This is a genomic window from Aurantiacibacter gilvus (assembly GCF_038289935.1).
Lineage (GTDB): Bacteria > Pseudomonadota > Alphaproteobacteria > Sphingomonadales > Sphingomonadaceae > Alteraurantiacibacter > Alteraurantiacibacter gilvus.
Genome location: NZ_JBBYHV010000001.1, coordinates 498,556 through 524,179, shown reverse-complemented (window position 1 = coordinate 524,179; position 25,624 = coordinate 498,556). Strand labels below are relative to the sequence as shown.

The 25,624-nt window shown below is 66.1% G+C and carries 24 protein-coding genes; 1 reads left to right on the top strand and 23 read right to left on the bottom strand.

Annotated elements, in window-relative coordinates; all coding sequences use genetic code 11:
* Positions 1-91: 91 nt before the first annotated feature.
* The 23 genes from AAEO60_RS02515 to AAEO60_RS02405 all read right to left on the bottom strand — a co-directional run bounded on the left by AAEO60_RS02515 (position 92) and on the right by AAEO60_RS02405 (position 24,900).
* Complete coding sequence (locus AAEO60_RS02515) at positions 92-892, bottom strand: pyrroline-5-carboxylate reductase family protein (RefSeq protein WP_341672073.1); 801 nt, start codon at positions 890-892, stop codon at positions 92-94.
* 32 nt (positions 893-924) lie between these two features.
* Entirely contained in the window at positions 925-1,431 is a 507-nt protein-coding gene (locus tag AAEO60_RS02510) for a type III secretion system chaperone family protein (protein ID WP_341672072.1), read from the bottom strand.
* A gap of 184 nt (positions 1,432-1,615) precedes the next feature.
* Positions 1,616-3,181, bottom strand: a complete 1,566-nt coding sequence (locus tag AAEO60_RS02505; protein WP_341672071.1) for a tetratricopeptide repeat protein — start codon at positions 3,179-3,181, stop codon at positions 1,616-1,618.
* 53 nt (positions 3,182-3,234) lie between these two features.
* Complete coding sequence (gene ftsZ, locus AAEO60_RS02500) at positions 3,235-4,896, bottom strand: cell division protein FtsZ (protein WP_341672070.1); 1,662 nt, start codon at positions 4,894-4,896, stop codon at positions 3,235-3,237.
* A gap of 106 nt (positions 4,897-5,002) precedes the next feature.
* Positions 5,003-6,301, bottom strand: a complete 1,299-nt coding sequence (gene ftsA, locus AAEO60_RS02495) for a cell division protein FtsA (protein WP_341672069.1) — start codon at positions 6,299-6,301, stop codon at positions 5,003-5,005.
* Positions 6,301-7,218, bottom strand: coding sequence for a cell division protein FtsQ/DivIB (locus AAEO60_RS02490; RefSeq protein ID WP_341672068.1), 918 nt, complete (start codon positions 7,216-7,218; stop codon positions 6,301-6,303). The genes ftsA and AAEO60_RS02490 overlap by 1 nt, the downstream gene beginning before the upstream one ends.
* Positions 7,218-8,177, bottom strand: coding sequence for a D-alanine--D-alanine ligase (locus AAEO60_RS02485; protein WP_341672067.1), 960 nt, complete (start codon positions 8,175-8,177; stop codon positions 7,218-7,220). The genes AAEO60_RS02490 and AAEO60_RS02485 overlap by 1 nt, the downstream gene beginning before the upstream one ends.
* Complete coding sequence (gene murB / locus AAEO60_RS02480; protein ID WP_423970069.1) at positions 8,177-9,106, bottom strand: UDP-N-acetylmuramate dehydrogenase; 930 nt, start codon at positions 9,104-9,106, stop codon at positions 8,177-8,179. Before murB ends, AAEO60_RS02485 begins: the two co-directional genes overlap by 1 nt.
* On the bottom strand, positions 9,103-10,536 hold the full coding sequence (gene murC / locus AAEO60_RS02475; RefSeq protein ID WP_341672065.1) for a UDP-N-acetylmuramate--L-alanine ligase: 1,434 nt from the start codon (positions 10,534-10,536) through the stop codon (positions 9,103-9,105). Before murC ends, murB begins: the two co-directional genes overlap by 4 nt.
* Entirely contained in the window at positions 10,533-11,720 is a 1,188-nt protein-coding gene (murG, locus tag AAEO60_RS02470; protein ID WP_341672064.1) for an undecaprenyldiphospho-muramoylpentapeptide beta-N-acetylglucosaminyltransferase, read from the bottom strand. The genes murC and murG overlap by 4 nt, the downstream gene beginning before the upstream one ends.
* Positions 11,717-12,937 carry an FtsW/RodA/SpoVE family cell cycle protein gene (locus tag AAEO60_RS02465; protein WP_341672063.1) on the bottom strand — a complete coding sequence of 407 codons (1,221 nt, stop codon included), beginning with the start codon at positions 12,935-12,937 and terminating at the stop codon, positions 11,717-11,719. The genes murG and AAEO60_RS02465 overlap by 4 nt, the downstream gene beginning before the upstream one ends.
* The gene (murD, locus tag AAEO60_RS02460) at positions 12,934-14,352 is read right to left on the bottom strand and encodes a UDP-N-acetylmuramoyl-L-alanine--D-glutamate ligase (protein WP_341672062.1); all 1,419 of its coding nucleotides are present in this window, start codon (positions 14,350-14,352) and stop codon (positions 12,934-12,936) included. Before murD ends, AAEO60_RS02465 begins: the two co-directional genes overlap by 4 nt.
* Positions 14,349-15,419 (bottom strand): phospho-N-acetylmuramoyl-pentapeptide-transferase, encoded by a 1,071-nt coding sequence (mraY, locus tag AAEO60_RS02455; RefSeq protein WP_341672061.1) that lies wholly within the window; start codon positions 15,417-15,419, stop codon positions 14,349-14,351. The genes murD and mraY overlap by 4 nt, the downstream gene beginning before the upstream one ends.
* Before the next feature lie 11 nt (positions 15,420-15,430).
* Positions 15,431-16,918 (bottom strand): UDP-N-acetylmuramoyl-tripeptide--D-alanyl-D-alanine ligase, encoded by a 1,488-nt coding sequence (locus AAEO60_RS02450; RefSeq protein ID WP_423970068.1) that lies wholly within the window; start codon positions 16,916-16,918, stop codon positions 15,431-15,433.
* A complete protein-coding gene (locus tag AAEO60_RS02445; protein WP_341672059.1) occupies positions 16,885-18,357 on the bottom strand; it encodes a UDP-N-acetylmuramoyl-L-alanyl-D-glutamate--2,6-diaminopimelate ligase in 1,473 nt (490 codons plus the stop codon). The genes AAEO60_RS02450 and AAEO60_RS02445 overlap by 34 nt, the downstream gene beginning before the upstream one ends.
* Positions 18,357-20,120 carry a peptidoglycan D,D-transpeptidase FtsI family protein gene (locus AAEO60_RS02440; protein ID WP_341672058.1) on the bottom strand — a complete coding sequence of 588 codons (1,764 nt, stop codon included), beginning with the start codon at positions 20,118-20,120 and terminating at the stop codon, positions 18,357-18,359. The genes AAEO60_RS02445 and AAEO60_RS02440 overlap by 1 nt, the downstream gene beginning before the upstream one ends.
* On the bottom strand, positions 20,117-20,650 hold the full coding sequence (locus AAEO60_RS02435; RefSeq protein ID WP_341672057.1) for a hypothetical protein: 534 nt from the start codon (positions 20,648-20,650) through the stop codon (positions 20,117-20,119). Before AAEO60_RS02435 ends, AAEO60_RS02440 begins: the two co-directional genes overlap by 4 nt.
* Positions 20,647-21,597, bottom strand: coding sequence for a 16S rRNA (cytosine(1402)-N(4))-methyltransferase RsmH (gene rsmH, locus AAEO60_RS02430; protein ID WP_341672056.1), 951 nt, complete (start codon positions 21,595-21,597; stop codon positions 20,647-20,649). Before rsmH ends, AAEO60_RS02435 begins: the two co-directional genes overlap by 4 nt.
* On the bottom strand, positions 21,594-22,031 hold the full coding sequence (locus AAEO60_RS02425; RefSeq protein WP_341672055.1) for a division/cell wall cluster transcriptional repressor MraZ: 438 nt from the start codon (positions 22,029-22,031) through the stop codon (positions 21,594-21,596). The genes rsmH and AAEO60_RS02425 overlap by 4 nt, the downstream gene beginning before the upstream one ends.
* A 269-nt stretch (positions 22,032-22,300) precedes the next feature.
* Positions 22,301-23,086 carry a Gldg family protein gene (locus AAEO60_RS02420; RefSeq protein ID WP_341672054.1) on the bottom strand — a complete coding sequence of 262 codons (786 nt, stop codon included), beginning with the start codon at positions 23,084-23,086 and terminating at the stop codon, positions 22,301-22,303.
* A gap of 28 nt (positions 23,087-23,114) precedes the next feature.
* The gene (locus AAEO60_RS02415) at positions 23,115-23,486 is read right to left on the bottom strand and encodes a hypothetical protein (RefSeq protein WP_341672053.1); all 372 of its coding nucleotides are present in this window, start codon (positions 23,484-23,486) and stop codon (positions 23,115-23,117) included.
* Between the two features lie 10 nt (positions 23,487-23,496).
* Positions 23,497-24,519: a cysteine synthase A gene (locus AAEO60_RS02410; protein WP_341672052.1), complete on the bottom strand. Its 1,023-nt coding sequence runs from the start codon at positions 24,517-24,519 to the stop codon at positions 23,497-23,499.
* A gap of 63 nt (positions 24,520-24,582) precedes the next feature.
* Entirely contained in the window at positions 24,583-24,900 is a 318-nt protein-coding gene (locus AAEO60_RS02405) for a 2Fe-2S iron-sulfur cluster-binding protein (protein WP_341672051.1), read from the bottom strand.
* A gap of 73 nt (positions 24,901-24,973) precedes the next feature.
* Here AAEO60_RS02405 and AAEO60_RS02400 point away from each other — a divergent pair, with 73 nt between their 5' ends.
* A complete protein-coding gene (locus AAEO60_RS02400) occupies positions 24,974-25,591 on the top strand; it encodes a DNA-3-methyladenine glycosylase family protein (RefSeq protein WP_341672050.1) in 618 nt (205 codons plus the stop codon).
* Positions 25,592-25,624: the final 33 nt, after the last annotated feature.

Here is a 25,624-nt window from a genome sequence, read left to right as displayed (position 1 = left end):
CCGGATTGAACTCAATATCGGCATATTGCGAGCGATTTTCAAGGAAAACCGGACGCCGTCACCGTTGTCTGTGGTTAACCTTGAAATCGGCTCAATCGCGCGCTTCACGAGACATTTCGACGCTGCGATCGCGTGCTGCCCGCAGACATTTTGTCATCAGCTGGGTCAGCGCTTCGTCCTCGTCGAGGACGTCCATGCCCTTGCGCGTTACTCCTCCGGGCGAGGCGACCATGTCCGCGAGCTTGCCCGGCGAATGCTCGGATGCCTTGGCCAGCGCCGCTGCACCTTCGGTCATGGCTACGGCCAGTGTCCGTCCCTGTTCTTCCGAAAGGCCCAGCCGCACCGCTGCCGTGCCGAGCGCGTCAATGAAGCGATAGACAAAGGCTGGGCCACTGCCCGCCAGGGCCGTGACGAGGTCATAGCGATCCTCGCCCACCCATTCGGGCGTGCCGAGGTTGGTCATGAATTCGAACAGCTCGTCGCGCGCAGCCTCGTCGAGCCCCTCTTCGGCCAGGGCGACGGGCGACTTGCCCATTGCACAGGCAAGGTTGGGCATGACGCGTGCGACAGCTCCCGCCTGCGGGAAGTGCTTCTGCAAGGTATCCAGCTGCACCCCCGCGAGCACGGACAGCACGGTCGTGCCTTCCCCGCAGACGCCCTGCAGCGACGGAGCGATGTCCGCCAGCATGTAAGGCTTGAAGCCCAGCAGGACGGCATCGAAGTGCCGCCCTTCGGGCACCTCACGGAGCAGTTCGACATCGCCTGGCACGCTTTCGCGACTGGGCGTGACGACAGTAAAGCGCTCGCGCGGCAAGCCTGCAGCCAGCCATCCTTCAAGCATGGCTCCGGTCATGTTGCCGCAGCCGACGATCAGTGTTTTCTCAAGACTCATGGGACGATGACTTGGCATGCGCAGCCACGAAATCAAGCTTCTCCGGCAGCATCCACCAGCGCGGCGTCCAATGCCTGGCGCGGGTTCTTGTCGCCCCACAGCACGAACTGGAAGGCGGGATAGAACCGGTCGCACTCGGAAACTGCCGATTCGATTGCCATTTGCGCCATCTCGAGGCTCAGCATGCCGTCGTCACCCAGCATCAGGCCGTGCCGGTAAAGCATGACCCCGCCTTGCGACCACAGGTCGAAATGGCCCAGCCAGAGCTGTTCGTTGACCATGGCCATCAGTTCGTAGGCGTCGCGCTTCTTGCTGTCGGGCACGCGGATATCGGGGAGGCACAGCAGTTGCAGCACCTTGTCTTCGATCCGCCAGATGCCGCGCACTTGGTAGGTCGTCCAGCTGCCGGGAACCTCCCCGCAAACCTCTTCCTCGCTGACCTGTTCGAAGGTCCATCCATTGGCTCCGAACAGCGCGGCGAGCATCTCGACGGGCGCGGCGTCGGCGCCTTCCTCAATGGTGTCGCGGGCGGTGTTCATCGGGTGCAGGCCAGTGCAGTAATCATGCGATGCTTAATGCTTCGCTAGGCATTATCCCGCAATCGGGTGGCGCAATTTGGCGGGGCAAAACGCGTCTGGCTTGTTGGCAAGATGTGCACAATCTTCAGGGGATATCATGCCACGGCAACTTGGCTCCGAGGGAGCGAAGGCCTTTTCAGATGGCTCAGAGCGGAGAGACTTCCTCGCCCTCGCTACTGGTGTAGCGGAAGGTGCTGACACCCGCCCCGGCCAGCGCGCTGACCATCTCCTGTGCCTCGCGCGCACTGCCGAACGGTCCGGCCAACAGGCGGTTGGTCTGGCCCCATGGAGCGACGAACACCTCGACATCGTCTAGCAGGCCATCGGCCTCACGCCGGATGCGACGCCAGTCGAAACGGAAGGCGCTGGTGTCCTGCCCGGTGGCCACCTGCACCCATTGCCGCGACGGATGGGCGGGCGGCGGCGGAGGCGGTGGGGCCTCCCGCCGGGGTTCGATAGCGGTAATGTCCACCGCGCCCGCGCCAGGACCGACCGATTCGACCGGTTGCGAGAAGTCTGCGAAGACTTCGGCAAGCTCGACGGGTTCCTCGATCTCTTCCGGCTCGCTGGCGGCAGGTTCGTCCACGATTTCAGCAATGTCAGCCAGCGAGAACCCCGGCTGGACTTCCGCAGGTGCAGCAGTTGTCGGGTTCGGCTGTGGCTCCGGCGCAGGCTGCGCAAGGGCGGTGCCGATGGCTTCCTCGACAGCTTCCGCTGGCGGTTCCTCGGCGAGGTCTGCAACAGCGTCGGCAAGCTCGGCCACGGCCTCTGGCTGCGGTTCCGGTCGAGTCGGAATTCGTGACTGGGGCTGAACCTGACCCTGGGGAGTTCTTCCCAAGGGGGCGCCACGCGGCTGCAATCGCGCTGCCCCGCTTGGCGGTCGACCGGCGGGGGCGGCCCGCCCTTGGGCCAGCGCGGCAATCTCCGGCGCATCGACGCCCACCTCGTTCGCGTTGGGGAAGCGGCCAAGGTTGGCTGCTGCCGCCTGCTGCGCCGGGGTGAGCTGGTTCATGTAGCGGAAGTAGGGTGCCAGCCGCTGCGACAGGCGCGGCGGCAGCATGGTCTCGGCAATGGCGATGGCCTCGGTCGACCGGCCCTGGATTGCCAGGGCAAAGGCACGGGTGCGATAGGCACCGCGATCCTGCCGTTGCAGCAGTGGCAGCAGGATGGCTTCCGATGCCTCGGCGTCGCCGGTTATAGCATGGCTCAGGGCGAGACGGCGCAGGACCTCCGGGTTCTCCCGCTGGGACAGCGATTGCCGGTAAAGCCGCTGCGCCCGGTCGTTGCGGCCAACGAGATCGAAGGCAAGGCCCCGGTCAGCGGCATAGGGATCTAGGTTCTCGCCCGCCGCTTCTGCCTGTTCGAACATCTCCAGCGCTTCGATCGGCTGGCCGCGGCGGACGGCGACGAGCGCCAGCCCGACCATGACCCGGCCGTCGTTGGGCGAAACAGTTCGGGCGCGGGTGAAGAATCCCGACGCCGCATTGACATCATCGAGGTCCAGCGCGGCGCGTCCCGCCGCCAGCAGGGCGGGCAGGCTTTCCGGATTGCGCGACAGGCGACGCAGCGCGTCATTGAGCGTTTCGGTCGCCGGATCAGGCAGTTGCTGAACGATCTCCTGCGCCGCTGCTTGTGGCGCGGCGACAACCGTCGCTGCGACGAGCGCGGAACAGCATAGCAGGCGAATTGCAGGGAAAGGCACGCGGATCATTGTCAGCGCACTATACAGGCCTCGCTGAATGGCGCGAGAACGCTTTGCCGCAATTACTGGTTGTTCTGCCGCCCCAGGAAACGCGGGATGCGCATCGAGCTGCCGCCATCGTCGTCGTCATCCTCTTCATCGTCATCGTCGGAGCTGGGCGCCTGGCGCGAGAGGTTGGCCATGCGTTCGAACAAGGTGCTGCCGCCGCTCGGAGCGGCACCGCCGCCACCTGCATCTCCGGCACCAGCACCATGGCCGCCACTGCTTGCGTCACCACCTGCGCCCTCGGCAGCATCAGCGCTGCCCCCAAGCATGCGCGCACGGCGACCGGCCTGCGGCTGCACCGGCTCGTCAGCCTCGGCGAGGCGGCTGGCGTCGAGCAGCAATTCGTCCTGCCCGGAACCGGGCTCTTCCGCAGGTTCGTCCCCCTCGTCGACCGCCGCTTCTTCAGCCAGGTCGTAGGTCTCTTCCGCTGCGGACTCATAGGCGGGAGGCTCGGCATAACCGTCACCCTCGCCGCTGCCATAGGCCGTGTCGTCAGCCGGTTCGGGAATGGTCTCTTCTTCCTCGCGCTCCTCGCCAAAAGGCTCGGGCACGGGAGGAGCAGATGTCTCTTCTTCCACCGGGGCTTCCAGCTCCAGCGTATCGTCGTCATCCTCGACGCGGCCTTCTTGCTGCGGGATCGACAGGGCCGGGGTGCGCGGACCGCGCGAGGCCGACAGGTCCAGCGGACGGGACTCGTCCTGATGGACTGAACCGGTCTGCTCGATTCCCGTGGCGACCACGCTCACGCGGATCTTGCCGTCGAGTTCGGGATTGAAGGCCGAACCCCAGATGATGTTGGCTTCGGGATCGACCAGTTCGCGAATGTGGTTCGCGGCTTCATCGACTTCCAGCAGCTTCATGTCTTCGCCGCCGATGATGGAGATGATCACGCCCTTGGCGCCCTGCATCGAAACGCCGTCGAGCAGCGGGTTGGCGATGGCATGTTCGGCAGCTTCCAGCGCGCGGTTGTCGCCTTCGCCTTCGCCGGTACCCATCATGGCCTTGCCCATCTCGCCCATCACCGAACGCACGTCGGCGAAGTCGAGGTTGATCAGCCCCGGCATCACCATCAGGTCGGTGATTGACCGCACGCCCTGCTGCAGCACTTCGTCCGCCAGCATGAAGGCTTCCTTGAAGGTGGTTTCGGCCTTGGCCACCAGGAACAGGTTCTGGTTGGGAATGACGATCAGCGTGTCGACGTGCTTCTGCAGTTCGTCGATGCCGCTTTCGGCGGAGCGCATGCGGCGCGTACCTTCGAACAGGAACGGCTTGGTTACCACGCCGACCGTGAGGATGCCCTTGTCACGCGCGATCTGCGCAATCACCGGGGCAGCGCCAGTGCCGGTGCCGCCCCCCATGCCCGCGGCGATAAAGACCATGTTCACGCCTTCCAGCGCGCGAGTGATCTCTTCGACCGTTTCTTCCGCCGCGGCGCGCCCGACTTCGGGGCGCGAACCGGCACCAAGGCCCTGCGTGATATCCGGACCCAGCTGGATGCGGTGTTCCGCCGCCGAGCTGTTGAGAGCCTGCGCATCGGTATTGGCGACGATGAAATCGACACCTTCGATTTCCGCGTCGATCATGTTGGCAATCGCATTGCCGCCTGCACCGCCGACGCCGATCACGGTGATCCGCGGGCGCAGCTCTTCCACCGAAGGCGGGCCAATATTGATGCTCATCTTGTCTTCTCCTCGGCAGGCCTAGGATTTCTGCCGTTATCTTCCTTGCCACAAAGACAGGCGGTTAAGGATAAGTGGCCTTGCACTATCCACAACTTGGCTGCCCTCAGAAATACTCCCGCATTGCCGTCCAGATACGTACCAGCGTCGTCAGCGGGCCGTAGGATGTCGTGCGGGTAAAGCGCGAACCGATCGCGCGAATGTCTACCGGGTCTTCTGCCGCATAGAGTACCAACCCTGCAAGCGTGGCAAAACCGGGTGAAGTATGCGCCTCGGGAAGGCCGCGCAGGACCACCGGTTTGCCGATCCGCGCGGGCACGCCAAGCACGCCCTGGGCATAGTCGGCAAGGCCGGCCAGCTCCGCGCCGCCACCGGTGATCACCACCTGGCGCGCGCTGGAACCGGGCGCGGACCCGGTAAAACCCATGGCATCCAGTGCCTTGGCCACATCGCTCATCAACATGTCGAGCTCGCCGGTGATCACGCCGATCAGCTCGGCACGGGGAATTTCCTGCGGTGCATCGCGCTTGCGGCCGACCGGCGCGGCACTGTCATCACCGGGCGTCACGACCGCGATCATCTCGCGGTGGTCGGTCGGACTGGCAATCGCCGAACCCGACACGCACTTCAGTCGCTCGGCCTGGAACCGGCGGACCGAGAAGGCCGAGGCAATGGCATCGGTGATATCGGCAGAGCCGCGCGGAATGGCGGTGAGGCCCACCAGCATGCCGCCGGCATAGACCGAGACATTGGTCACTTCGCCGCCCATTTCCACCATGGCGACGCCAAGGTCGCGCTCTTCGGCGGTGAGGCAGGCATAGCCGGTCGCCAATGGCGAGGCGACCACACCTTCGACGTCAAGGTGCGCATTCTGCACCGCTTCGGTGAGGTTGCGCACCGGCGCGCCGTCGGCGAGCATCACGTGTACGTCGACACCGAGGCGTTCTGCATGCAGGCCCTTGGGGTTGGAGACACCGTGTGCCCCGTCGAGGAAATAGCAGGCCGGCTGCGCGTGCAGCACGGTGCGGCCGTCAGGCTCCAGGCTCTCGCGCGCAGTTACCAGCAGCGCCTCGATATCCTCTTCCTCCACGCGGCGACCGCCGATGCCGATCTCGACGGGGCGGATCTCACTGGCAAGGCCCGCGCCGGAACAACCGATCCAGACGGAATCGACACTGGTCCCGGCGAGTTTCTCGGCCCGTTCCAGCGCATCGCGCACGGCATAGGTGGCAGCCGCCATGTCGACCACATAGCCGCGCTTGATACCCTGCGAAGCGCGGTGGCCGCTGCCCAGCACCTGCATCTCGCCGCTTTCGGTCAGGCCCGCGATGATCGCCGAGACCTGGAAAGAGCCGATGTTCACCGCGCCAAAGACGCGCGCCAGCCGCTGCTGCGGAGCTGCCATCAGCTGTCCTCCTGCTCTTGCATATCGAGTTCCTGCTGCTCGGCGCGTCCGGGCACGCGCATGTACATGCGCGGCGGGTTGCGCATGTCGAATGCTACCACCTCGCCGCCGATCAGGCGGTGCACGCCATCGGCCTGGGCAAAGCTGATCAGGGCCGCGGCCGCGCGTTCCTCGCCATCGGGCAAGGCCAGCTGCTGGTCGGTCTCGAAAGTGATGTTCCAGCGCCGGTTGCCGACCCATTCGGCGCCCACCACCCGGCTCTTGAGTGCGGGTGCGGCGTCGAGCAGCCGGTCCAGCGCCTCGACCTGCGACTGCGCGCCGGGGCCTTCGATCTGCAGGTATTCGGCGGCGTCGGCTTGCGAAATCGGCTCCAGCTCCACGCCGGTCGGGTCGATCAGCATCAGCCGGTCCGCGCGGCGCAGGACGGCGTGCGGTTCACGCTCGATGATATCGACCACCAGCGAGTCCGGCAGCTGGCGCGAAACGCGCGCATCGCGCACCCACGGCAGGGTCATCAGGTCGTCGCGCAGACCAACGGTGTCGACACGGGTCATGGCGAGATCGCGCTGGCCAAAGGCACGCTCGTAGATGGCATTGTCGTTCATACGGTCGGTGCCGAGCACCTTGATCCGCTGCAGCTTGAAACCGGCGTTGCTGGCCATGTGGGCGAACCGGTCGGAAGCGACCGCCGTCGCGCCGGAGACCTGCGCCAGCCAGCCCAGCCCCACCAGCGCGCCACCGAGGATCAACACGGTAAAGGCCTTCTGCAACTGCTCCGTGGTGAACGGCAGCAGCGCCAGCGCGCGGCCAATGATCGACTGTCCCGTGTTGCGCGCAGAGCGAACCTTGCGGGTCGTGCCCGCCTTGCGCGCCTGTCGGCGGACGCCCTGCGTCTTGCGGGTGTTCGTCCGTGCCATCAGCCGAGCTTGCCCGCACGCCGCAGCGCGTCCTCGACGATCATCTCACACAGCTCTGGGTATTCGATCCCGCAGTAGCGCGCCTGTTCGGGCACGAGGCTGAACGGGGTCATGCCCGGCTGGGTATTGGTTTCGAGCAGGAACAGCCCCGCCTCGCCGCGTTCGTCATCCCAGCGGTAGTCCGAGCGCGAGACGCCGTGGCAGCCCAGCCGCTGGTGCGCCTGCATGGCGAATTCGAGGCACAGCCGCTCGATCTCGGGCGGCAGGTCCGCCGGGAAGATGTGCTGCGTGCGGCCCTCGGTGTACTTGTTCTCGTAATCGTAGAACCCGCTGGCGACGATCAGTTCGGTCACGCCCAGCGCGCGCGGGCCTTCGGCGGTGTCGATCACCGCGGTAGTGAGTTCACGGCCGCGGATGAAAGGCTCCGCCAGCAGGGTCTTGAAGTCCTGCCACGGCCCCTTGGCATCGCGGCTGATCGGGTTGCCGCAATTGCTTTCGTCGGTGACGATGGCCACGCCCACGGAAGACCCTTCGTTGACCGGCTTGAGCACATAGGGCCGCGCGATCGGGTCGCCGAGGTAAAGCTCTTCCGACTGCACCACGCGGCCACCCGGCATCGGGATGCCATGCGGGACGAGCGCGTGCTTGGTCAGTTCCTTGTCGATGGCGATCACCGAGGTCGCGAGACCGGCATGGGTATAGGGAATGCCCATCAGGTCGAGCATGCCCTGCACCGTGCCGTCTTCGCCCGGCGCGCCGTGCAGCGCGTTGAACACCACGTCCGGCGCGGCTTCGCGCACCTTGGCGGCAACGTCGCGGTCCATGTCGAGGCGGGTGACCTTGTGGCCCACGCTTTCCAGCGCATCGGCCACGCCCTTGCCGCTCATCAACGAGACTTCGCGCTCGTTGGCCCAGCCGCCCATCAGGACAAGTACGTGGAGGGGCTCGAGCCGCGCCATTACCAGCGCCCCACCCGCTTGATTTCCCATTCCAGCGTCACGCCGGTCTTCTCCGCCACGCGGCGGCGGACTTCCTCGCCCAGCCCTTCGATGTCGGCGCTGGTAGCCTCGCCCTTGTTGATCAGGAAATTGGTGTGTTTCTCGCTCACTTGCGCATCGCCCATTGTCAATCCGCGGCACCCGGCCTCGTCGACCAGCTGCCAGGCCTTGCCACCTTCGGGGTTCTTGAAGGTCGAGCCGCCGGTCTTGGTGCGAAGCGGCTGCGATTGCTCGCGCGCTGCACCGATCCGGTCCATTTCCGCGCCGATCTCTGCCGGATCGCCCGGGACGCCCTTTAACCGCGCCGCAACCACCACGGCACCGTCCGGCAGGCGCGAGTGGCGGTAGGAGTAGTCGAGGTCTTCCACCGGCAAGGTCACCAGCGTGCCGCCCGGCAGCACCACGTCGCAGTCGACGAGGATATCCGCCACCTCGCGGCCATAGGCACCGCCGTTCATGCGCACGAAGCCGCCTACAGTGCCGGGGATGCCGCGCAGGAATTCGAGACCGGCGATCCCGGCATCGCGCGCCTGGCTGGCGACGAGGATACCCGGCGCGCCGCCGCCGCATTCGATCACGCAGTCGCGCTTCACTTCGACGCTGGCGAAAGGCTTGCCCAGCCGCACCACCACGCCGGGGACACCGCCGTCGCGGATGATGAGGTTGGAGCCGAGCCCCAGCGCCATCACCGGTGTGCCGGGCGCGAGGCGCGACATGAATGTGGTCAGGTCCTCGGTATCGGCGGGTTCGAACAGCCAGTCGGCCTTGCCGCCGCTCTTGAACCAGACGAGCTTTGCCAGCGGCGCATCGGCCTTCAGTGCGCCGCGCACGTCGGTGGGGATGGCGCCGCCCGCTGCCGCGGCTTCGTCTGCTTGCCGCATGGAATTCATGCCGCGCCCCCTGCCCGCAGTTCGTTCACCGCGCCAGCGAGGCCAGCCGCCCACTTGGTGATATCCCCGGCGCCGAGGCAGACGACCATGTCGCCCGGCTGCACTTCCTGCGCCAGCTGCGCAGCGAGGTCATCTGCACCCGTGACAGGCTGGGCATGGCGATGGCCGCGCGCCTTGAGGCCGGCGACCAGCGCGTGTTCGTCCACGCCTTCGATGGGGTCCTCGCCTGCCGGATAGACCGGCGCGGCGTAGACAAGGTCGGCGTCGCTGAACGCGCCCTGGAATTCGCTGAGGAGGTCGCGCAGGCGGGTGTAGCGGTGCGGCTGGGCAACCGCGATCACGCGGCCCCCGGAACCGCCTGCAACGGCATCGCGCGCGGCCGAAAGCACGGCGCGGATTTCCACCGGGTGGTGGGCATAGTCGTCGATCACCCGCACGTCGGGATCTATCGTGCCGACATGGGTAAAGCGCCGCCGTACCCCGCCGAAGCGCGAGAAGCCGGAGCGGATGGTGTCGGGCTCGCAGCCCATCTCCAGCGCCACGGCAATGGCCGCGCAGGCATTCTGCACGTTGTGGCGGCCCGGCATGGGCAGCACGATGTTGTCCACCCGCCGCTCGGTGCCGTCACGATCGCGCTGGACCGCGTCGAACCGGGTCGAGCCGCCTTCGGCTGCTATGTTCTCCGCCCGGACGTCGGCATGGGGGCTGAAACCGTAAGTGATCACCCGCCGGTCACGCACCTTGGCGATGACGTTCTGCACTTCCGGGTGATCGACGCAAAGCACCGCCGCGCCGTAGAACGGCACGTTCTCGATGAACTGGACAAAGGCGTCCTTCACCGCGTCGAAGGAGCCGTAATGGTCGAGGTGTTCGGGATCGATATTGGTGACCACGGCAATTGTGCCGTCGAGGCGCAGGAAGGAACCGTCGCTCTCGTCGGCCTCCACCACCATCCACTCGCTGTCGCCCAGCCGCGCGTTGGAACCGTAGCTTTCGATGATGCCGCCGTTGATCACGGTCGGGTCCACCCCGCCCGCGTCGAGCAGGGCGGCAACCATCGAGGTCGTGGTGGTCTTGCCGTGAGTACCCGCGACCGCGACCGTGCTTTTCAGCCGCATCAGTTCGGCGAGCATTTCCGCGCGGCGCACCACGGGGATGCGCGCTTCGAGCGCGGCAGCCACTTCGGGATTGGTGCGCTTCACCGCGGTAGAAGTCACCACCACGGCTGCATCGCCAAGGTTCGCCGCATCGTGGCCGATGTGCACGGTAATCCCGCGGTCGCGCAGGCGCTGCACGCTCGTGCTTTCGGACAGGTCGCTGCCCTGCACCTTGTAGCCAAGGTTATCCATAACCTCGGCAATGCCCGACATGCCGATGCCGCCGATGCCGACGAAGTGGATCGTGCCAATGTCGGTGGGAACGCCCTTCACTCGGCAGTCTCCCGCGTCGCTGCCTGGGTCACCTGCTCGGCAGAGCGCTTCTCGCTGCTGCCGACGCGGATCACGTCCATCATGTCAGCGCCGCCGAAGCTGTCGATCAGGTCGGCAAGGTCCTTGGCCGCATCGGGCCGCCCGCAGTTCCACGCGCCGTGCGCGGCATTGGCGAGCGTTTCGGGACGCTGCGCCATGGCATTGATCTGCTTGGCCAGTTCCTTGGCGGTAAAATTGTGTTGGCGGATCGAGCGCGCGCCGCCCGCCTTGACCACTTCGCGGACGTTGGCCGCCTGGTGGTCGTCGGTAGCAATGGGTAGCGGCACGAGGATCGCCGGACGGCCGACCGCGGTCAGTTCGGCAATGGTCGAGGCACCGGCGCGGCCGATGAACAGGTGCGCATCGGCCAGGCGCGCGGCCATGTCCTCGAAATAGCTGCCCAGCTCGGCGGGAATGTCGTGCCCGGCATAGCGGGCGCGCACTGCCTCGAGGTCTTCCGGGCGGCACTGCTGCGTCACCTGCAGCCGCGCGCGCAGGGCGGGTGCGAGCATGGAAAGGCCATCAGGCACCACTTCGGACAGGACGCGGGCGCCCTGGCTGCCGCCGGTCACGAGTACGCGGAACAGGCCGTCTTCGGTGAAGGCGGGGAAAGGCTCGTCGCGCAGGGCCAGCACGCCCGGACGCACCGGGTTGCCCACCAGCACGGTCTTGTCCTCGTACTTGGCCTTCAGCCTGTCGACGGCGGGATAGGAAAGCGCGATGGCATCGACGCGGCCCGCCATCAGGCGGTTGACTCGGCCCAGCACGGCATTCTGCTCGTGGATGACGGTGGGGATGTTCATCGCCTGCGCGCCCAGCAGGGCAGGCAGGGCGGGATAGCCGCCAAAGCCGATCACGGCGCTGGGGTTGAAATTCTCGTAGACCCGTTTGGCCATGGAGCGGCCCTTGAGCACGGCCATGATCCCGCCGATCCACTTGAGCGGGTTCTTGCCGAACCGGCCCGCGGGCAGGACGTGGGTGGTGAGGAAATCGGGCTTGCCGGGAATGGCCGCGCCGCGCTCGTCAGTGATCAGCGCGACGTGGTGGCCGCGCCGTTCCAGCTCGTGCGCCAGTGCGAATGCGGGCGTCAGGTGCCCGCCGGTGCCGCCTGCTGCGAGCACGAAATGCCGTGACGAAGCTGTCATTGCCCGTCCTCCTTGTCCAAAGCGTCTTTCAGGTCGAAAGGCTCCGGTGCGAGATAGGGATTGCGCCGCGTCACCGCCAGCAGCAGCCCGATGGTGAAACACTGCGCGATGGTAGACGAGCCGCCATAGCTGACCAGCGGCAGGGTCATTCCCTTGCTGGGGAACAGCTGCAGGTTGACGAGGATGTTGATGAAGGCCTGCCCGCCGAACAGCGCAACCAGCCCGCTGGCGGCAAGGATGATGAACAGCCGGTCCTCATCCACCAGCCGGATCAGGACGCGCAGGATGATGGCGAGGTAGAGGATCACCACGATGGCGCAGACCAGCAGGCCCAGCTCCTCGCCGATTACCGAGAAGATGTAGTCGGTGTGCGCTTCGGGCAGGCGCATCTTGTTCTCGCCCAGCCAGAAGCCGCTGCCGGTCCAGCCACCGCCGGTCAGCGTGCGGTTGGCAAGGTCGACATGGTCGTAGGCGGAGGGGCCGCCGAAGAAGGCGTCGATGCGGTGGCGCGCATTGTCGTAGAACATGTAGGCCGCCAGCATCCCGGCAATGCCCGCGCCCACCAGCATGCCGATGCGCTGCAAGGGCAGGCCCGCGAGCATGACCATGACCAGCCAGGTGCCGATGAACAGGATGGCCGCGCCCAGGTTGGGTTGCGCCATCAGCATGACCACGATCACGCCCACCAGCGCGCCGGAAATGGCAATCACCGGCAGCTTGGGATCGCGCAGCTTCCACGACAGGATCCAGGCGACGACAATGGCAAAGGCGGGTTTGAGGAATTCGCTCGGCTGGACGCCCATCCCGAAGCGGATCCAGCGCTTCGCGCCGTTCACCTCGTACCCGATGAAGGGCACCAGTAGCAGCAGGAACAGCATGGCCCCGGCGAACAGGATCGTCCCCCGCCGCAGCAGGTCGCGCGGGAACAGCGAAGTTCCGACCAGCACCAGCAAGCCCAGCACCTGCCAGCGCACATGGGCCCAGAAGAAATAGAGGTCCGGCAAGGTCTCGTCGGCAGTCGACAGGCGGTGCGCGCTTGCGGGCGAGGCTGCCGCCACCGCCAGCGTGCCCACCGCCATCAGCAACAGGACGAAGAACAGCAGCCAGCGGTCAATTTCCTGCCACCATATGCGCAGCTCGCGTTTGCGGTCCTGCGGCAGCTGCGGACGCTTGAACCCCTGCCCGCTGCGCGGGATGTAGAAGTCTGCCGAACTCATGCCGCCGACCTCGTGTCGAAACCGCACTCGGCAGGTGATGCATTGCAGCCGATCTGGGCGGCAAGCTCGCGGAAGGAATCGCCGCGCGCCTCGTAGTCGCGGAACTGGTCGAAGCTGGCGCAGGCGGGGCTGAACAGGATGACGTCGCCCGGCGTGGCCGCAGCGACCGCGCGGCTGACGGCTTCGGCCAGCAGCTCGCAGCGTTCGACGGCCATGTACGGCTCCAGCAAGTCCGCGAACATCGGTCCCGCTTCTCCAATAGTATAGGCGCAGGCGACATTGCCGAAATGCGGCGCGCAGTCGTCGAGGTTGTCGTCCTTGGCCAGCCCGCCGCAAATCCAGTGTACGCGCGGTCCTTGGCCTTCCTCCGGCGGATAGGCTGCCAGCGCAGGCGCAGTCGAGGCCGGGTTGGTGGCCTTGCTGTCGTTGACGAACAGGACACCGTGCGCCTCACCCAGCCGCTCCATGCGGTGCGGCAGGCCAGGATAGGTGCGCAACCCTTCGTCAATCTGTTGCAGCGAGAGACCAAGATTGGAACAGGCACAGATCGCTGCGCCTGCGTTCTGTGCGTTGTGTGGCCCCTGCAACGACGGCCAGTATGACTGGTTTGAGAACTCTTCTCCTTCGTCGAAGGCTCGCCCGTCGAACACTGCGCTGCCCAGATAGCCCGGCTCGTCCCAATCGGCTGCCACCAAGCGGTTGAGTTGCAAGTCTGTGAACCAGCCACGATCAATCGCAGGTTGACGCGATGCTTCACTTGTTATGATCGCGGTGTGCGGGAAAGTCTGCATGCCAAAAAGGCGCATTTTTGATGCAGCATAAGCCCTGAAGTCATCATATCGATCAAGATGATCCGGTGTGATATTCAGCAACACCGCTACGTCGCAATCGAGCGAATATGTCAGGTCGATCTGGTAGCTCGACAGCTCCAGCACATAGACCCCGCCTTCCGGCAGCGGGTCCTGCGCCAGGATCGGCAGGCCAATGTTCCCGCCCATGGTCGTGGGCAGGCCAGCGGTCTTGCAGATGTGATGCACCAGCGCCGTCGTGGTCGACTTGCCGTTGGTGCCGGTAATGCCCACCACCTTGTGCGGCGGCAGTTCGGGTCGGGCCATGGCGAACAGCTCGATATCGCCGATCACCGGAACACCCGCCTCGCGCGCCTTGGCGGCAATGGGGTGCGTGTTCAGCGGCACGCCCGGCGACACCACGATCCCGTCGAAGCCCGACAGGTCGATCTCCAGCGGATCGGCAATGGTCGCGCGGCCTTCCAGTTCCGCGCGCGGTTCCTCGCGGCGGTCCCATGCGGTCACCCGCGCACCGCTGGCCAGCAGCGCCTCGGCCGTGGCCATCCCAGACCGGGCGAGCCCGAGCACGCAGTAGTTCTTTCCGGAAAAGACCTTTGCCGTGATCACCTGAGCTTCAACGTGGCCAGCCCGATCACGGCAAGCACGATGGCGATGATCCAGAAGCGGATCACGACCTTGCTCTCGCTCCAGCCGAGCTGTTCAAAATGGTGGTGGATGGGGGCCATGCGGAAGATCCGCTTGCCCGTGCGCTTGAACCAGAAGACCTGGATGATGACCGATGCGGTCTCCATCACGAACAGGCCGCCGACGATCAGCAGGACGATCTCGTGATGGCTGGCCACGGCAATCGCTCCCAGCGCGCCGCCCAGAGCCAGCGATCCGGTGTCGCCCATGAACACTGCGGCCGGCGGGGCGTTGTACCACAGGAAGGCAAGCCCGCCGCCCATGATCGCCGCGCACAGGATCGCCAGTTCACCCGCACCCGGCACGTGCGGGATGCCGAGGTATTCGGAAAAGTCGACGCGTCCGGCGAGGTAGCAGATCACCAGGAAAGCACCGGCAGCCACCACGACGGGCATGGTGGCGAGGCCGTCCAGCCCGTCGGTCAGGTTCACGGCGTTGCCGAAGCCAACGATGAATACGGCAGCGAACACATAGTAGAACCAGCCCATCGGCACGGCCTGGCCGGATACGAAGGGCACGTAGAGGTCGGTGCTGATCTCGCTGACAATCAGGTAGCTGGCGATGCCTGCCACGATGAATTCCGCCAGCAAGCGCACCTTGCCCGACACGCCCTTGTGACTGGCCTTGGTGACCTTGTCGTAATCGTCGAAGAAGCCGATCGCACCGAACCCCAGCGTCACCGCCAGGCAGGCCCAGAGGAACGGGCTCGACAGGTCCATCCACAGCAGCATCGAAATGGTCAGCGAAGTGAGGATCATCAACCCGCCCATGGTGGGGGTGCCGACCTTCTTCTGGTGCGATTCGGGTCCGTCGGAGCGGATCGGCTGCCCCTTGCCCTGCCGCACGCGCAGCATGTTGATAAACCTGGGGCCGATCACCAGTCCGATGATCAGTGCCGTCATCATGGCCGCACCAGCGCGGAAGGTCTGGTAGCGGACGAGGTTGAAGATACCCTCGAAATCAAGCAGCTCGGCGAGGAAATAGAACATGGGTGCGCGCGTCAGCCTTCCCTGGCTGTGAAATGTTCGACCACGCGGGCAAGACCGACCGAGTTGGAACCCTTCACCAGCACGGCGTCACCGCCGACGAGGGAGAATTCCTGTAAGGCGGCGATTGCCTCGCCCGCATTCTCGCAATGGGCAAAGGATGGCGCATTGCCAAGCGGGCGCTGGGGCTCTTTCCCCATTTCGCGCGCGAGCGCCGCCATCTCTTCGCCCACCAGGATCGCATGGTCGACACCTGCCCCCATGATCGGCTCCAGCAGCTGGGCGTGGAAGCCGGGAGCAAAATCGCCAAGTTCCTTCATCGAACCGAGGACGACAACTCGGCGCGAGGCCGGGGTCTGGCCCAGCTGCGCGAGCGTTGCGCGCATGCTCGCGGGGTTGGCGTTATAGCTCTCGTCGATCACCAGCGCATGGCCGCCCGGCACCTTGACCCGGAAGCGCGCGCCGCGCCCTTTCAGCCCGCCCATCTCGGCAAGCGCAAGTCCTGCCGCGCCCATGTCGCCGCCAGCCGCATGCACGGCGGCCATCACGCACAGCGCGTTGTCGATCCAGTGTTCGCCCGGCTCCGCAACCGTGAAGCACAGCCGCACGTCGCCCATGGCCGCCGTCACCAGCGAACCGCCGCTGCCATCGGGTACGGCATCGAGCAGGCGCATGTCAGCCGAAGCGCTGCGACCGAAGGCGATAACCGAGGCACCGTGCTGCTCCGCAGCAGCGCGCAGTCGGTCTGTCCATTCGACGTCAGCAGGGATCACGGCAGTGCCACCCTTTGCCAGCCCTTCGAAGATCTCGGCCTTGGCATCCGCAATGGCTTCCATCGAACCGAGGTTCTCGATGTGCGCGGGTGCCAGCGTGGTGATCACCGCGACGTGCGGCTTCACCTGCGCGGTGAGGCCGGAAATCTCGTTCGCATGGTTCATGCCCATTTCGAACACGCCGAAGCGGCTGCGCGCGGGCATGCGCGACAGGCTGAGCGGGACGCCGACGTGGTTGTTGTAACTGCGCACCGAGCGATGCGCCGCGCCGCGCGAACTGCGCTCAAGCGCGGTGAAGATCGCTTCCTTGACGCCGGTCTTGCCGACCGATCCCGTCACGCCGATCACCTTGGCGGTGGTGCGCTCGCGCGCCGCCCGGGCCAGCGCCATCAGCGCTGCTGTGGTGTCGGCGACGCGGACGTGCGGATAGTCCACCTCGCGGTCCACCAAGGCGGCAGCCGCGCCATTGGCGAAGGCCTTGTCGAGGAAGCGGTGGCCGTCCATCGCCTCACCCTTGAGCGCCACGAACAGGTCGCCGCCGCGAACGTCGCGGCTGTCCATTTCGACGCCGCTAACCTGAAATTCACCATAAGCGGTCCCGCCGGTAGCGGCCGCGATTTCGGCAGCGGTCCACAAGGCAAGGCGCGGGGCAGCGGCAGCGCTGGTGGGCCAGCGCAGGGGCTTGAGCACCGCGCTCACCGGACTGCTCCGGCCAGCTGAGCGGCGCATTCGCGTGCAACGGTTACGTCGTCGAACGGCAATACCTGCATGTTTTCTCCCGACCCGATGATCTGGCCTTGTTCGTGTCCCTTGCCCGCCACCAGCACGATGTCGCTGGCGCCGGCTTCGGCGAGCGCGGCGGCAATGGCTTCGCGCCTGCCGCCGATGTTGCGGGCTGCTTTACCTGCACCGGCCATCACGGCTTCGCGGATGGTGGCGGCATCTTCGCCGCGCGGATTGTCGTCGGTTACGATGACGAGGTCGCTGCCGGCAGCGGCAGCCTCCCCCATCGGCCCGCGCTTGCCCTTGTCACGGTCGCCGCCGGCACCGAAGACGGTGATGAGGCGGCCCGTGACGTGGGGCCGAAGCGCGGCAATCGCCGCGCTCAATGCGTCAGGCGTATGGGCATAGTCGACATAGACCGGCGCCCCGCTCTTGGTGATGACGGCCCGTTCGAGACGTCCGCGCACCGGCTGCAAGCGGGCGACGGCGTCGATCACCTGCGCGGCGGGCATGCCGGTCGCCAGCACCAGTCCGGCAGAAACCAATGCATTGGCTACCTGGTAAGCCCCGATCAGCGGCAGGCGGATGGCATAAGCACGGCCATCGTAGACGATCTTGAGGTCCTGCCCCAAGGGGCTGGGCGTGCGGGCGATCAGGTTGATGCCCTTGCCCTTTGCACCCACTGTCAGCAGCTTGAGGCCGCGTTCCTTCGCCACGGCAACGGCGCGGTCGGACCATTCGTCGTCCGCCCAGATCACTGCCGCACCGCCATCGTCGACGACTTCGGTGAACAGCCGCATCTTGGCCGAGAAGTAGTCTTCCATGTCGGAGTGGTAGTCGAGGTGGTCGCGGCTGAGATTGGTGAAGGCACCGGCTTTCACCGGCAGGCCTTCGTTGCGGTATTGCGACAGCCCGTGGCTCGATGCCTCGTAAGCCACATGGGTCACGCCTTCGCGCGCAAGGCCGGTCATGTTCGACAGGAAGGTGACGATGTCAGGCGTGGTCAGCCCGGTCGAAACGCTTTCGTCCGGCGTGGTGACCCCCAAGGTACCGATCGAAGCCGCGCGCTCGCCGCACATGCGCCAGATCTGCCGGGTCATCTCGACGCAAGAGGTCTTGCCGTTGGTGCCGGTGACGGCGACCACCGTTTCCGGCGTCGGACGGAAATAGAGCGAGGCGAGCCGGGCAAAGGCCCGGCGCGGTGTGTCATCTGCCAGGTGCAAGGCACCTTCGACCATGGCTTCCGGACGCGCGACCACGGCCACGGCACCACCGGCAATGGCGGCTTCGATAAAGTCCTCGCCATTCACCGCCGTGCCCTGGAAGGCGCCGAAAACATTGCCGGGGGCGATCTTGCGGTGATCGATGGCAAAGCCGGTGACGCGGGTCTCGCCCGCCTCCCCGGCATCGATTTGCAAGACGCTCGCAAGATCGGACAGCAGCATCAGTCCAGATCCCCCACCAGCGGGCGCAGGTCGGTCAGGTCGATATCGCGGTCGGCATCGGGCAAGACGCCCAGCTGCGGGCCGATGCGCGGGACCAGCCGGCCGACGATGGGCGCGGCATTCCATGCCGCGGTGCGCTGGTATGAACTGGCGGCAGTGCCCTGCGGCTCGTCCAGCATGGCGATCACGACATAGCGCGGGCGATCCATCGGGAAGGCTGCCGCAAAGGTGGATACCAGCGAGGACTGGCGATAGCCGCCGTTGCCGGGCTTTTCGGCCGAGCCGGTCTTGCCGCCGATACGGAAGCCGGGAGCGTCAGCGTTGCGCCCCGTGCCGTAGACAGCGATCATCCGCAGCAACTGGTTCATGCGTGCACTGGTGCTGGCCCGGAAGACGCGGCGACCGCGGGGGGCCTGCCCCGGTTCGACACGCTGCAGCGTGGCGGGACGCCAGATGCCGCCGTTGACCATGGCCGCATAGGCGCTGGCAAGGTGCAGCGGCGTAACGGCGACGCCGTGGCCGTATCCCACTGTAATCCCGCGAATACGTGACCATTCTCCGGATTGCCAGATCGGGAAACCTCGCGCCGGCAATTCGACATAGGGACGCTCGTTCATGCCCAGCTCGGCCATGTAGTTGCGCAAGGTGGCAGCGCCCATCTCGTCGACGACATGGCCGGTCACCACGTTGGACGAATGGATCAGCATTTCCGGGACATTGAGCGAATCGCCGATTGGGTGGCTGTCGCGCACGGTGCGGCCCTGCACGATGTAGGGTTCGGCGGAATAGCGGCGCGACAGGTCCGTGATGGAACCGCTGTCGATGGCGGCGGCCACTGCCAGCGGCTTGAAGGTGGAGCCCAGTTCGTAGACCTGGTTGGTCACACGGTTGAAAACCGGCGCGGTAATGCCGCGATCATGCTGATCCTGCGTGACGCGCACGTCTGATGATTGCACCTCGTTCGGGTCGAAGTCGGGGAGACTGGCCAGCGCAAGGATTTCACCGGTGTCGACGTCGAGCACGATGCCGGCCGCGCCCACCGCGTTCACCGCCAGCATCCCGCTGCGCAATTCGTCTTCCAACGCGCCCTGCACGCGCATGTCGATGGACAGCGCCACCGGCTCACCGCGCGCCGCGGGATCGAGCAATTGTTCGTCGAGCACTTCTTCCATGCCCGTCCGGCCATGGCCGTCTGCGCTGACATATCCGAGCACGTGAGCGGCCAGGGATCCCTGCGGGTAATGGCGGTCTGTCTCGCGCGGCAGTTCCAACGCCAGTTCGCCGATGGCGATCACCTGGTTGGCCTGTTCGGGCAGGACCCGGCGACGGATGTAGCCTGCCCGGCCGGAACGCAGCAGCTCGGTCACTTCATAAGTGTCGAGATCGGGGAAGATCGCCTGCAGCTCTGCCGCGACTTCCTCTGGCGACTTCACCAGCGGCGGGCCGCCATCGCCGCCCTCGGACATGGCATTGGGGTTGAACCACAGGGCATAGGCGGGAAAGGCGCGCGCCAGCGGCACGCCGTTGCGATCGGTGATCTCGCCGCGCGGGGGCAGCAAGGCATCGGCCATCGAGTGTTCCGCGGGGCCGCTCTCGACCGCGCCGATCCAGGTGATGCGCGCCAGCGCCGCGCTGGCCACCAGTACGAACACGGCGGCGATCAGCAGCAGGCGCAACCGCGCGACCAGCAATGCGCGGCGGCGATGATCGAAGCGCCCCGCCTGGCCGGTAATGATAGTGCGCGGGGCGGCGAAGGTCGTCACCGGACGGCGGCTCCTGCAGCAGCAACTTCGGTCACCCTGAAACCAGCAATCGGCACGCGCAGCGGTCCGGGCGCAATGGCTACGGTAAGACGGCCATTGTCAGGCGGGCCGCCCGCCAGCACTGCTTCGTCCACCGGGCGACCGGTGAGCGGGGAGACCAGCTCGGGAAATTCGGGTACGTCCTCGCCGCTCGTCATCCCGGCCAGCATGATCGGCGCAGGGGAATCGCCGGTGCGCGGACTGCCGAAGCTGGCCAGTTGCAGCGGGCTGTCGAGGAACTGTTCGGCACGCGGCGCTTCGAAGCCAAAGTCGACGCGGTTCCATGCCGCCAGCTGGACCTGGTTGGACCGGGTGAGGAATTCGGTCTCCAGCAGCATGTTCTGTTCTTCCAGCCGCACGATCTCGCGCTCGGCGCGCACGACATCGGCGTGCACCGCGTTCACCTTGAGGTGCAGCAGGGTGTACAGCGCCAGGCAGACACCAAGCGCGGCGAACCAACCGATCCGGCGGATGCGGGCTTGCGGTGTCATGCGACATTCTCCCTTGCTGGTGCGGCGGTGCGGGTGGCGGCGCGCAGCGTTGAGGAACGCGCACGCGGGTTGCGATCGATCTCTGCCTGCGAGGGGCGGATCGCCTTGGTCAGAAGCCCGAAGCGCGCAAGCGGAAGGGCGCGCGCTTCGGGCAGGTGGCGTGACGCGCGGGGGGTTGCATTTGCCGCGTCACGCAAGAATTGCTTCACGATCCGGTCTTCGAGCGAGTGGAAGCTGACCACGGCCAGCCGCCCGCCCTCTTTCAGCAGGACCTCTGCCGCATGCAGGCCCTCGCGCAGCTCGTCGAGCTCGCCGTTCACGTGGATGCGAATGGCCTGGAAACTGCGGGTGGCCGGGTCCTTCTTGTCGCCCGGACGGTGGCCCAGCGCCTTGCGCACCACTTCGGCCAGTTCGCCGGTGGTGGTCAGCGGGCGTGCGGCCACGATAGCGCGGGCGACGCGGCGCGACTGGCGCTCTTCACCATACTGGTAGAGCACGTCGGCGATGTCCTTTTCCGCCGCTTCGTTGACGAAGTCGGCAGCGGTCGGGCCGGACTGGCTCATGGTCATGTCGAGCGGACCGTTGCTGGAAAAGGCAAAGCCGCGCTCGGCCTGGTCCAGCTGCATCGAGGAGACGCCGATATCCATGGTGACGCCGTCGACCTGCGCCACGCCGGCTTCGGCCATGGCTGCCACCATCTCGGAGAAACGGCGGTGGTGCAGCACCAGGCGCGGCGGCTGCTCCCTGGTCTCGGGCCACTCTTGGCCGGCGGCGATGGCATCGGGATCGCGGTCGAAGGCGTGGACGGTCGCCCCGCGGTCAAGGATCGCACGGGTATAGCCGCCGGCGCCGAAGGTGGCGTCGATCACGACATCGCCCGGCTGCGGGTCGAGGGCTTCGATCACTTCGTCGAGCAGGACGGGGACATGCGGCGCGGGAGCGGTCACTTGCCTTTCCCTTTCGCCTTGGCCCAGGCGTCTTCGGCATCGGCCAGGCACAGTTCGTACTGGTCCTGCCAGCCGCCGCCCATCTGGCCCAGCTTGTCGAGGTCCCACAGGGTCAGGAACTGGCCGCCGCCGAGGAAGCAGATGTTGTCGCCGATGCCGCCGACCTTGCAGAAGCGCGGCGGCAGGATGAATCGACCGCTCTTGTCGTAGGGCACTTCGGTGAAGGTCCACATCTGGGTGGAGCGCAGGTCTCGGTCGAAGTCGAGATCGCGGCGCACGGCGTTCTCTTCTTCCTTGTCGAGGATGTCTTCGAAATTGTCGGTACGCGAGAGACCGAAGGCGGTCAGGCAGGGATACTTGTGGTGCTTGGCGACGCAGAGCACGCCCTCGTCACCCAGTTCGGCGAAGACCTTGCGGAACAGCGGAGGCAGCACGAAGCGATCCTTTTCGCCGCGAAGCGAAAAGCCCTGCCCCCTGTAACCTGTCGGCCGTTGCGCCACGAGCCCTTGTCCCTCAACCGAAGTTCCCTCGCGAACACACCCTCCCCGCTCCGAGCCGCGCGCATGCACGACCGGTTCGCTCCTGCAAGGGAACGCAACACGGGCGGTGTGTCCGATAGAATCAGGGGATACCGCGTGCAGACGCGGGATGGAAGGGGAAATTGCGGGAAATTGTGGGAGAAAGGTTTAAGTCTTTGTTTTTACTATCTCTCTCCGGACACCTGCTCGCGCCTGTTTTCCGACGTTTCGCTGCCAAGACCAACAGTTCCCACGATTTCCCGCGAGGAATCGCCGCTTTGGGGCATATTCTCCCGCGCGATCCCCAAGCCGTGCTCCAACAGCCAGGTCAGCGCGCTTTCCGCGTGGGGATAGGGACCGGCAATATCGAGCATGGCGGCATCGGCCACCAGCAGCGCCTGCCCTGCCCCGATCCGGCAGTGAGCCAGCAAGGCATCGCCGGGAATGGTGCACTCGCGGGTGGCCCCAGAATAGTCCCATGCGCCGCGCATGTTCACCGGCAGCGGGTCACCAAAGTGATCGGCCTGCTGCAAGCCCTCGGCCTGCGCTTCGTCAAAAGTGAGTTCAAGACCCCAGCGCGCGAGGATCGGCGAGAGCAGTGCGACATCCTGCGGACGGCGGCGATCACCGATGCCAAACCGGGATTCCCCGGTCATCAGCGGGTCGGCAAACAACAGCAGGCGGCCGCCTTCGCGCACCCAGGTGTCGAGCGCGACGTTCTCCTCCGCGCTCAATCCGCGCGGCTGGGCCAGCAGCAGGTAGTCGTAGCCTGCCAGGACTTCTTCGGAGAGGTAGTCGACCGGCGCCAGCGCGAAACCTTGTTCCAGCACCGCGCGTGCCCAGTGTGGCTCGGCCTCACCCTGCAGCGTCTCGCCAAAGTCGGCCGGCTCGCCCCAGTAGATCGGCACTGTTCCCATCAGGGCCAGCGCGGGCTGTTCGCCAGCGTCCTGCGCAACTGCCGGAGCAGCCATGCAGGCAAGAGCCAGCGCGGCAACCAGTTTACTGGAGAGGCACATTGCTGGCCGGACGCGTCTGGTCATCGCTCGGCTCCGGAGCGGGCGAGGCGGTGGGCGTGGGTGTTGGTGTCGGGTCTGCCGGCAAGTCCGGAACCACGCCGGCATCGGCCAGCGGATCGCGCGGCGCGGCCGTTTCGCTGGCGACCACGGTCGGCGCGGCGTCAGGCACGACGCCTTCCTCGGTCAGTTGCACGCGGCTGGTGATGGCATCGGCAAGGCCGACCAGCAGCACCATGGCCAGCACGCCGAAGCCACCGATCTGCAAGCGCTGCATGCGTTCGGCGCGCGTCCCGGCGAGCGGAGCGGGCTCGGCCTCGGGCTTGGGGCGGAAGAAATCGCGCGGATCGAATGCCATGCGCACTCCCCTAGCCTTCCGAAGCTGAACCTAACCAGTCGAAAACGGGCAGGTCCTTCGCGGCCAGCCATTCGGCGTTGTAGAGCGTCGAAAGGTAGCGGAAGCCGGTATCGCACAGGATGGTGGCAATGCGCGGGTTCTCCACCCCTTCGGCCACAAGCTGGCGGCCCAGCGCCACGGCGCCCGCAACGTTGATGCCGCTGGAGAGCCCCAGGCACAGCCCTTCCTCGCGCAGCAGGCGCGCAACCCAGTCGAGGCCCTCGGGATCGGAAATGCGGAACTGCGTGTCGATCGGCGCACCTTCGAGGTTCGCCGTGATACGGCCCTGCCCGATGCCTTCTGCAACGGAGGAGCCCTCGGACTTCAGCTCGCCTTCCGCGTAGTAGCTGTAGAGCGCCGCGCCGAAGGGATCGGTCAGGGCAATGCGCACGGCCTCGTCGAAGGCCTTCAGCCCCATGCCGACGCCGGCCAGCGTGCCGCCGGTGCCGACGGCGCAAGTGAAGCCGTGGATCTTGCCGTCCATCTGGTCCCAGATCTCGGGCGCGGTGCCTTCGATATGGGCGCGGCGGTTGGCGACATTGTCGAACTGGTTGGCCCAGACGGCGTTGTCCATCTCTTCCGCGATGCGGCGGCTGGTGTGGACGAAGTGGTTGGGATCGGCGAACTTGGTCGGCGGGACGGTCACCAGCTCCGCGCCGAGCGCGCGCAGGGTGTCCATCTTCTCCTTCGACTGGTTGTCCGGCATGACGATTACGCACTTGTAGCCAAGCGCGTTGCACACCAGCGCAATGCCGATGCCGGTATTGCCCGCCGTGCCTTCGACAACCGTACCGCCCGGCTGCAGCTCGCCGCGCGCCTCTGCATCGCGCACGATCCACAGCGCCGCGCGGTCCTTCACGCTGGCACCCGGATTGGCGAATTCGCACTTGCCCCAGATCTCGCACCCGGCGGCCTCGCTGGGCCCCTGCAGGAGGACGAGCGGCGTATTGCCGATAAGGTCGAGCGTGGACGAACGGACGGGCAGAGTTGTCATGGTCCGGAAGTTAGGAGGACCGACAGTTTAGCGCAATGTAATATGGCTTTGGGTGCCCCCAACTCAATCTTCTTCGGCGATGGTCACCTTCATGCCGTCCAGGTCTGCCGTGAAGGCGATCTGGCACGACAGGCGCGAGTTCTCGTCGCGATGGTCACTGGAATCGAGCAAGTCGTCTTCGTCCTCGCTCATTTCCGGCAGCTTGTCCTTGAACGAAGGGTCGACGTGCACGTGGCAGGTCGCACAGGAACAGCAGCCACCGCACAAGGCCAGCAGCTCGTCGAAGCCATTGTCGCGGATGGCTTCCATCACGGTCAGGCCATCGCCTACCTCGATGGTGGATTCCTCGCCGGAGCGGTTGACGACAGTGAGCTTGGGCATTGCTGCGGATTTCCTCTGGTGATCAGTCGCGCGGCTGCTAGGCAATCGTGCGATAATTGGCAAGGAGGGGCAGATGGGCCTGACGGCACAGCAGATCAAGACAGCCCTCGACGCGGTGGCGGATCGCGAACCCGCCATCGCTGTCGCGCTGGAGAAGGCCGGCTACCCCGAACCGCGCATCCGCGAGCGCGGCTACATGACCCTGCTGCGCACCATCGTCGGCCAGCAGGTGAGCGTCGCGGCAGCCTCCTCCATGTGGAACAAGCTGGAGGCTGAACTGGGCGCCGACTTCAAGCCCACCTGCCTGCTCGAACGCGATTTCGACACCCTGCGCGCCTGCGGCCTGTCGCGGCAGAAGCAGGGTTATGCGCGGTCCCTGTGCGAACTGGTAGCGGCCGGCGAAGTCGATTTCGATAATCTCCCCGCCGACGACGAGGAGGCCATTGCCGAACTGACGAAGATCAAGGGCATCGGCCGCTGGTCCGCCGAGATCTACCTGCTCTTCGCCGAGGGGCGGCAGGACATCTGGCCGGCAGGCGATCTCGCGGTGATGGCCGGCATCGGGAAAATCCTCGGCATGGAAGAACGCCCCGACGAAAAGGCCACCCGCGCGCTGGCCGAACCTTGGCGCCCCCATCGCGGCGCGACGGCGATCTTCACCTGGCATTGCTATAACAATCCGGCGCTTTGAAAGCTCGACTCCGACGCTGCAAAACGGGTTCAA

What these genes read in the sequence shown, in the direction of transcription:
- ftsZ (WP_341672070.1), bottom strand. Translation starts at nt 4,896, where the DNA reads ATGAGCATCAATATTGGCCCGCCTTCGGTGGAAGAGCTGCGCCCGCGG.
- AAEO60_RS02485 (WP_341672067.1), bottom strand. Translation starts at nt 8,177, where the DNA reads ATGGCGCGGCTCGAGCCCCTCCACGTACTTGTCCTGATGGGCGGCTGG.
- AAEO60_RS02445 (WP_341672059.1), bottom strand. Translation starts at nt 18,357, where the DNA reads ATGCTGCTGTCCGATCTTGCGAGCGTCTTGCAAATCGATGCCGGGGAG.
- AAEO60_RS02420 (WP_341672054.1), bottom strand. Translation starts at nt 23,086, where the DNA reads ATGGCTGCTCCGGCAGTTGCGCAGGACGCTGGCGAACAGCCCGCGCTG.
- AAEO60_RS02490 (WP_341672068.1), bottom strand. Translation starts at nt 7,218, where the DNA reads ATGGCACGGACGAACACCCGCAAGACGCAGGGCGTCCGCCGACAGGCG.
- AAEO60_RS02405 (WP_341672051.1), bottom strand. Translation starts at nt 24,900, where the DNA reads ATGCCCAAGCTCACTGTCGTCAACCGCTCCGGCGAGGAATCCACCATC.
- ftsA (WP_341672069.1), bottom strand. Translation starts at nt 6,301, where the DNA reads ATGGCAGCTCCGCAGCAGCGGCTGGCGCGCGTCTTTGGCGCGGTGAAC.
- AAEO60_RS02450 (WP_423970068.1), bottom strand. Translation starts at nt 16,918, where the DNA reads ATGCGCCGCTCAGCTGGCCGGAGCAGTCCGGTGAGCGCGGTGCTCAAG.
- AAEO60_RS02515 (WP_341672073.1), bottom strand. Translation starts at nt 892, where the DNA reads ATGAGTCTTGAGAAAACACTGATCGTCGGCTGCGGCAACATGACCGGA.
- AAEO60_RS02435 (WP_341672057.1), bottom strand. Translation starts at nt 20,650, where the DNA reads ATGACACCGCAAGCCCGCATCCGCCGGATCGGTTGGTTCGCCGCGCTT.
- AAEO60_RS02510 (WP_341672072.1), bottom strand. Translation starts at nt 1,431, where the DNA reads ATGAACACCGCCCGCGACACCATTGAGGAAGGCGCCGACGCCGCGCCC.
- murG (WP_341672064.1), bottom strand. Translation starts at nt 11,720, where the DNA reads ATGACAGCTTCGTCACGGCATTTCGTGCTCGCAGCAGGCGGCACCGGC.
- AAEO60_RS02410 (WP_341672052.1), bottom strand. Translation starts at nt 24,519, where the DNA reads ATGACAACTCTGCCCGTCCGTTCGTCCACGCTCGACCTTATCGGCAAT.
- AAEO60_RS02465 (WP_341672063.1), bottom strand. Translation starts at nt 12,937, where the DNA reads ATGAGTTCGGCAGACTTCTACATCCCGCGCAGCGGGCAGGGGTTCAAG.
- mraY (WP_341672061.1), bottom strand. Translation starts at nt 15,419, where the DNA reads ATGTTCTATTTCCTCGCCGAGCTGCTTGATTTCGAGGGTATCTTCAAC.
- AAEO60_RS02415 (WP_341672053.1), bottom strand. Translation starts at nt 23,486, where the DNA reads ATGGCATTCGATCCGCGCGATTTCTTCCGCCCCAAGCCCGAGGCCGAG.
- AAEO60_RS02400 (WP_341672050.1), top strand. Translation starts at nt 24,974, where the DNA reads ATGGGCCTGACGGCACAGCAGATCAAGACAGCCCTCGACGCGGTGGCG.
- AAEO60_RS02505 (WP_341672071.1), bottom strand. Translation starts at nt 3,181, where the DNA reads ATGATCCGCGTGCCTTTCCCTGCAATTCGCCTGCTATGCTGTTCCGCG.
- murB (WP_423970069.1), bottom strand. Translation starts at nt 9,106, where the DNA reads ATGAATTCCATGCGGCAAGCAGACGAAGCCGCGGCAGCGGGCGGCGCC.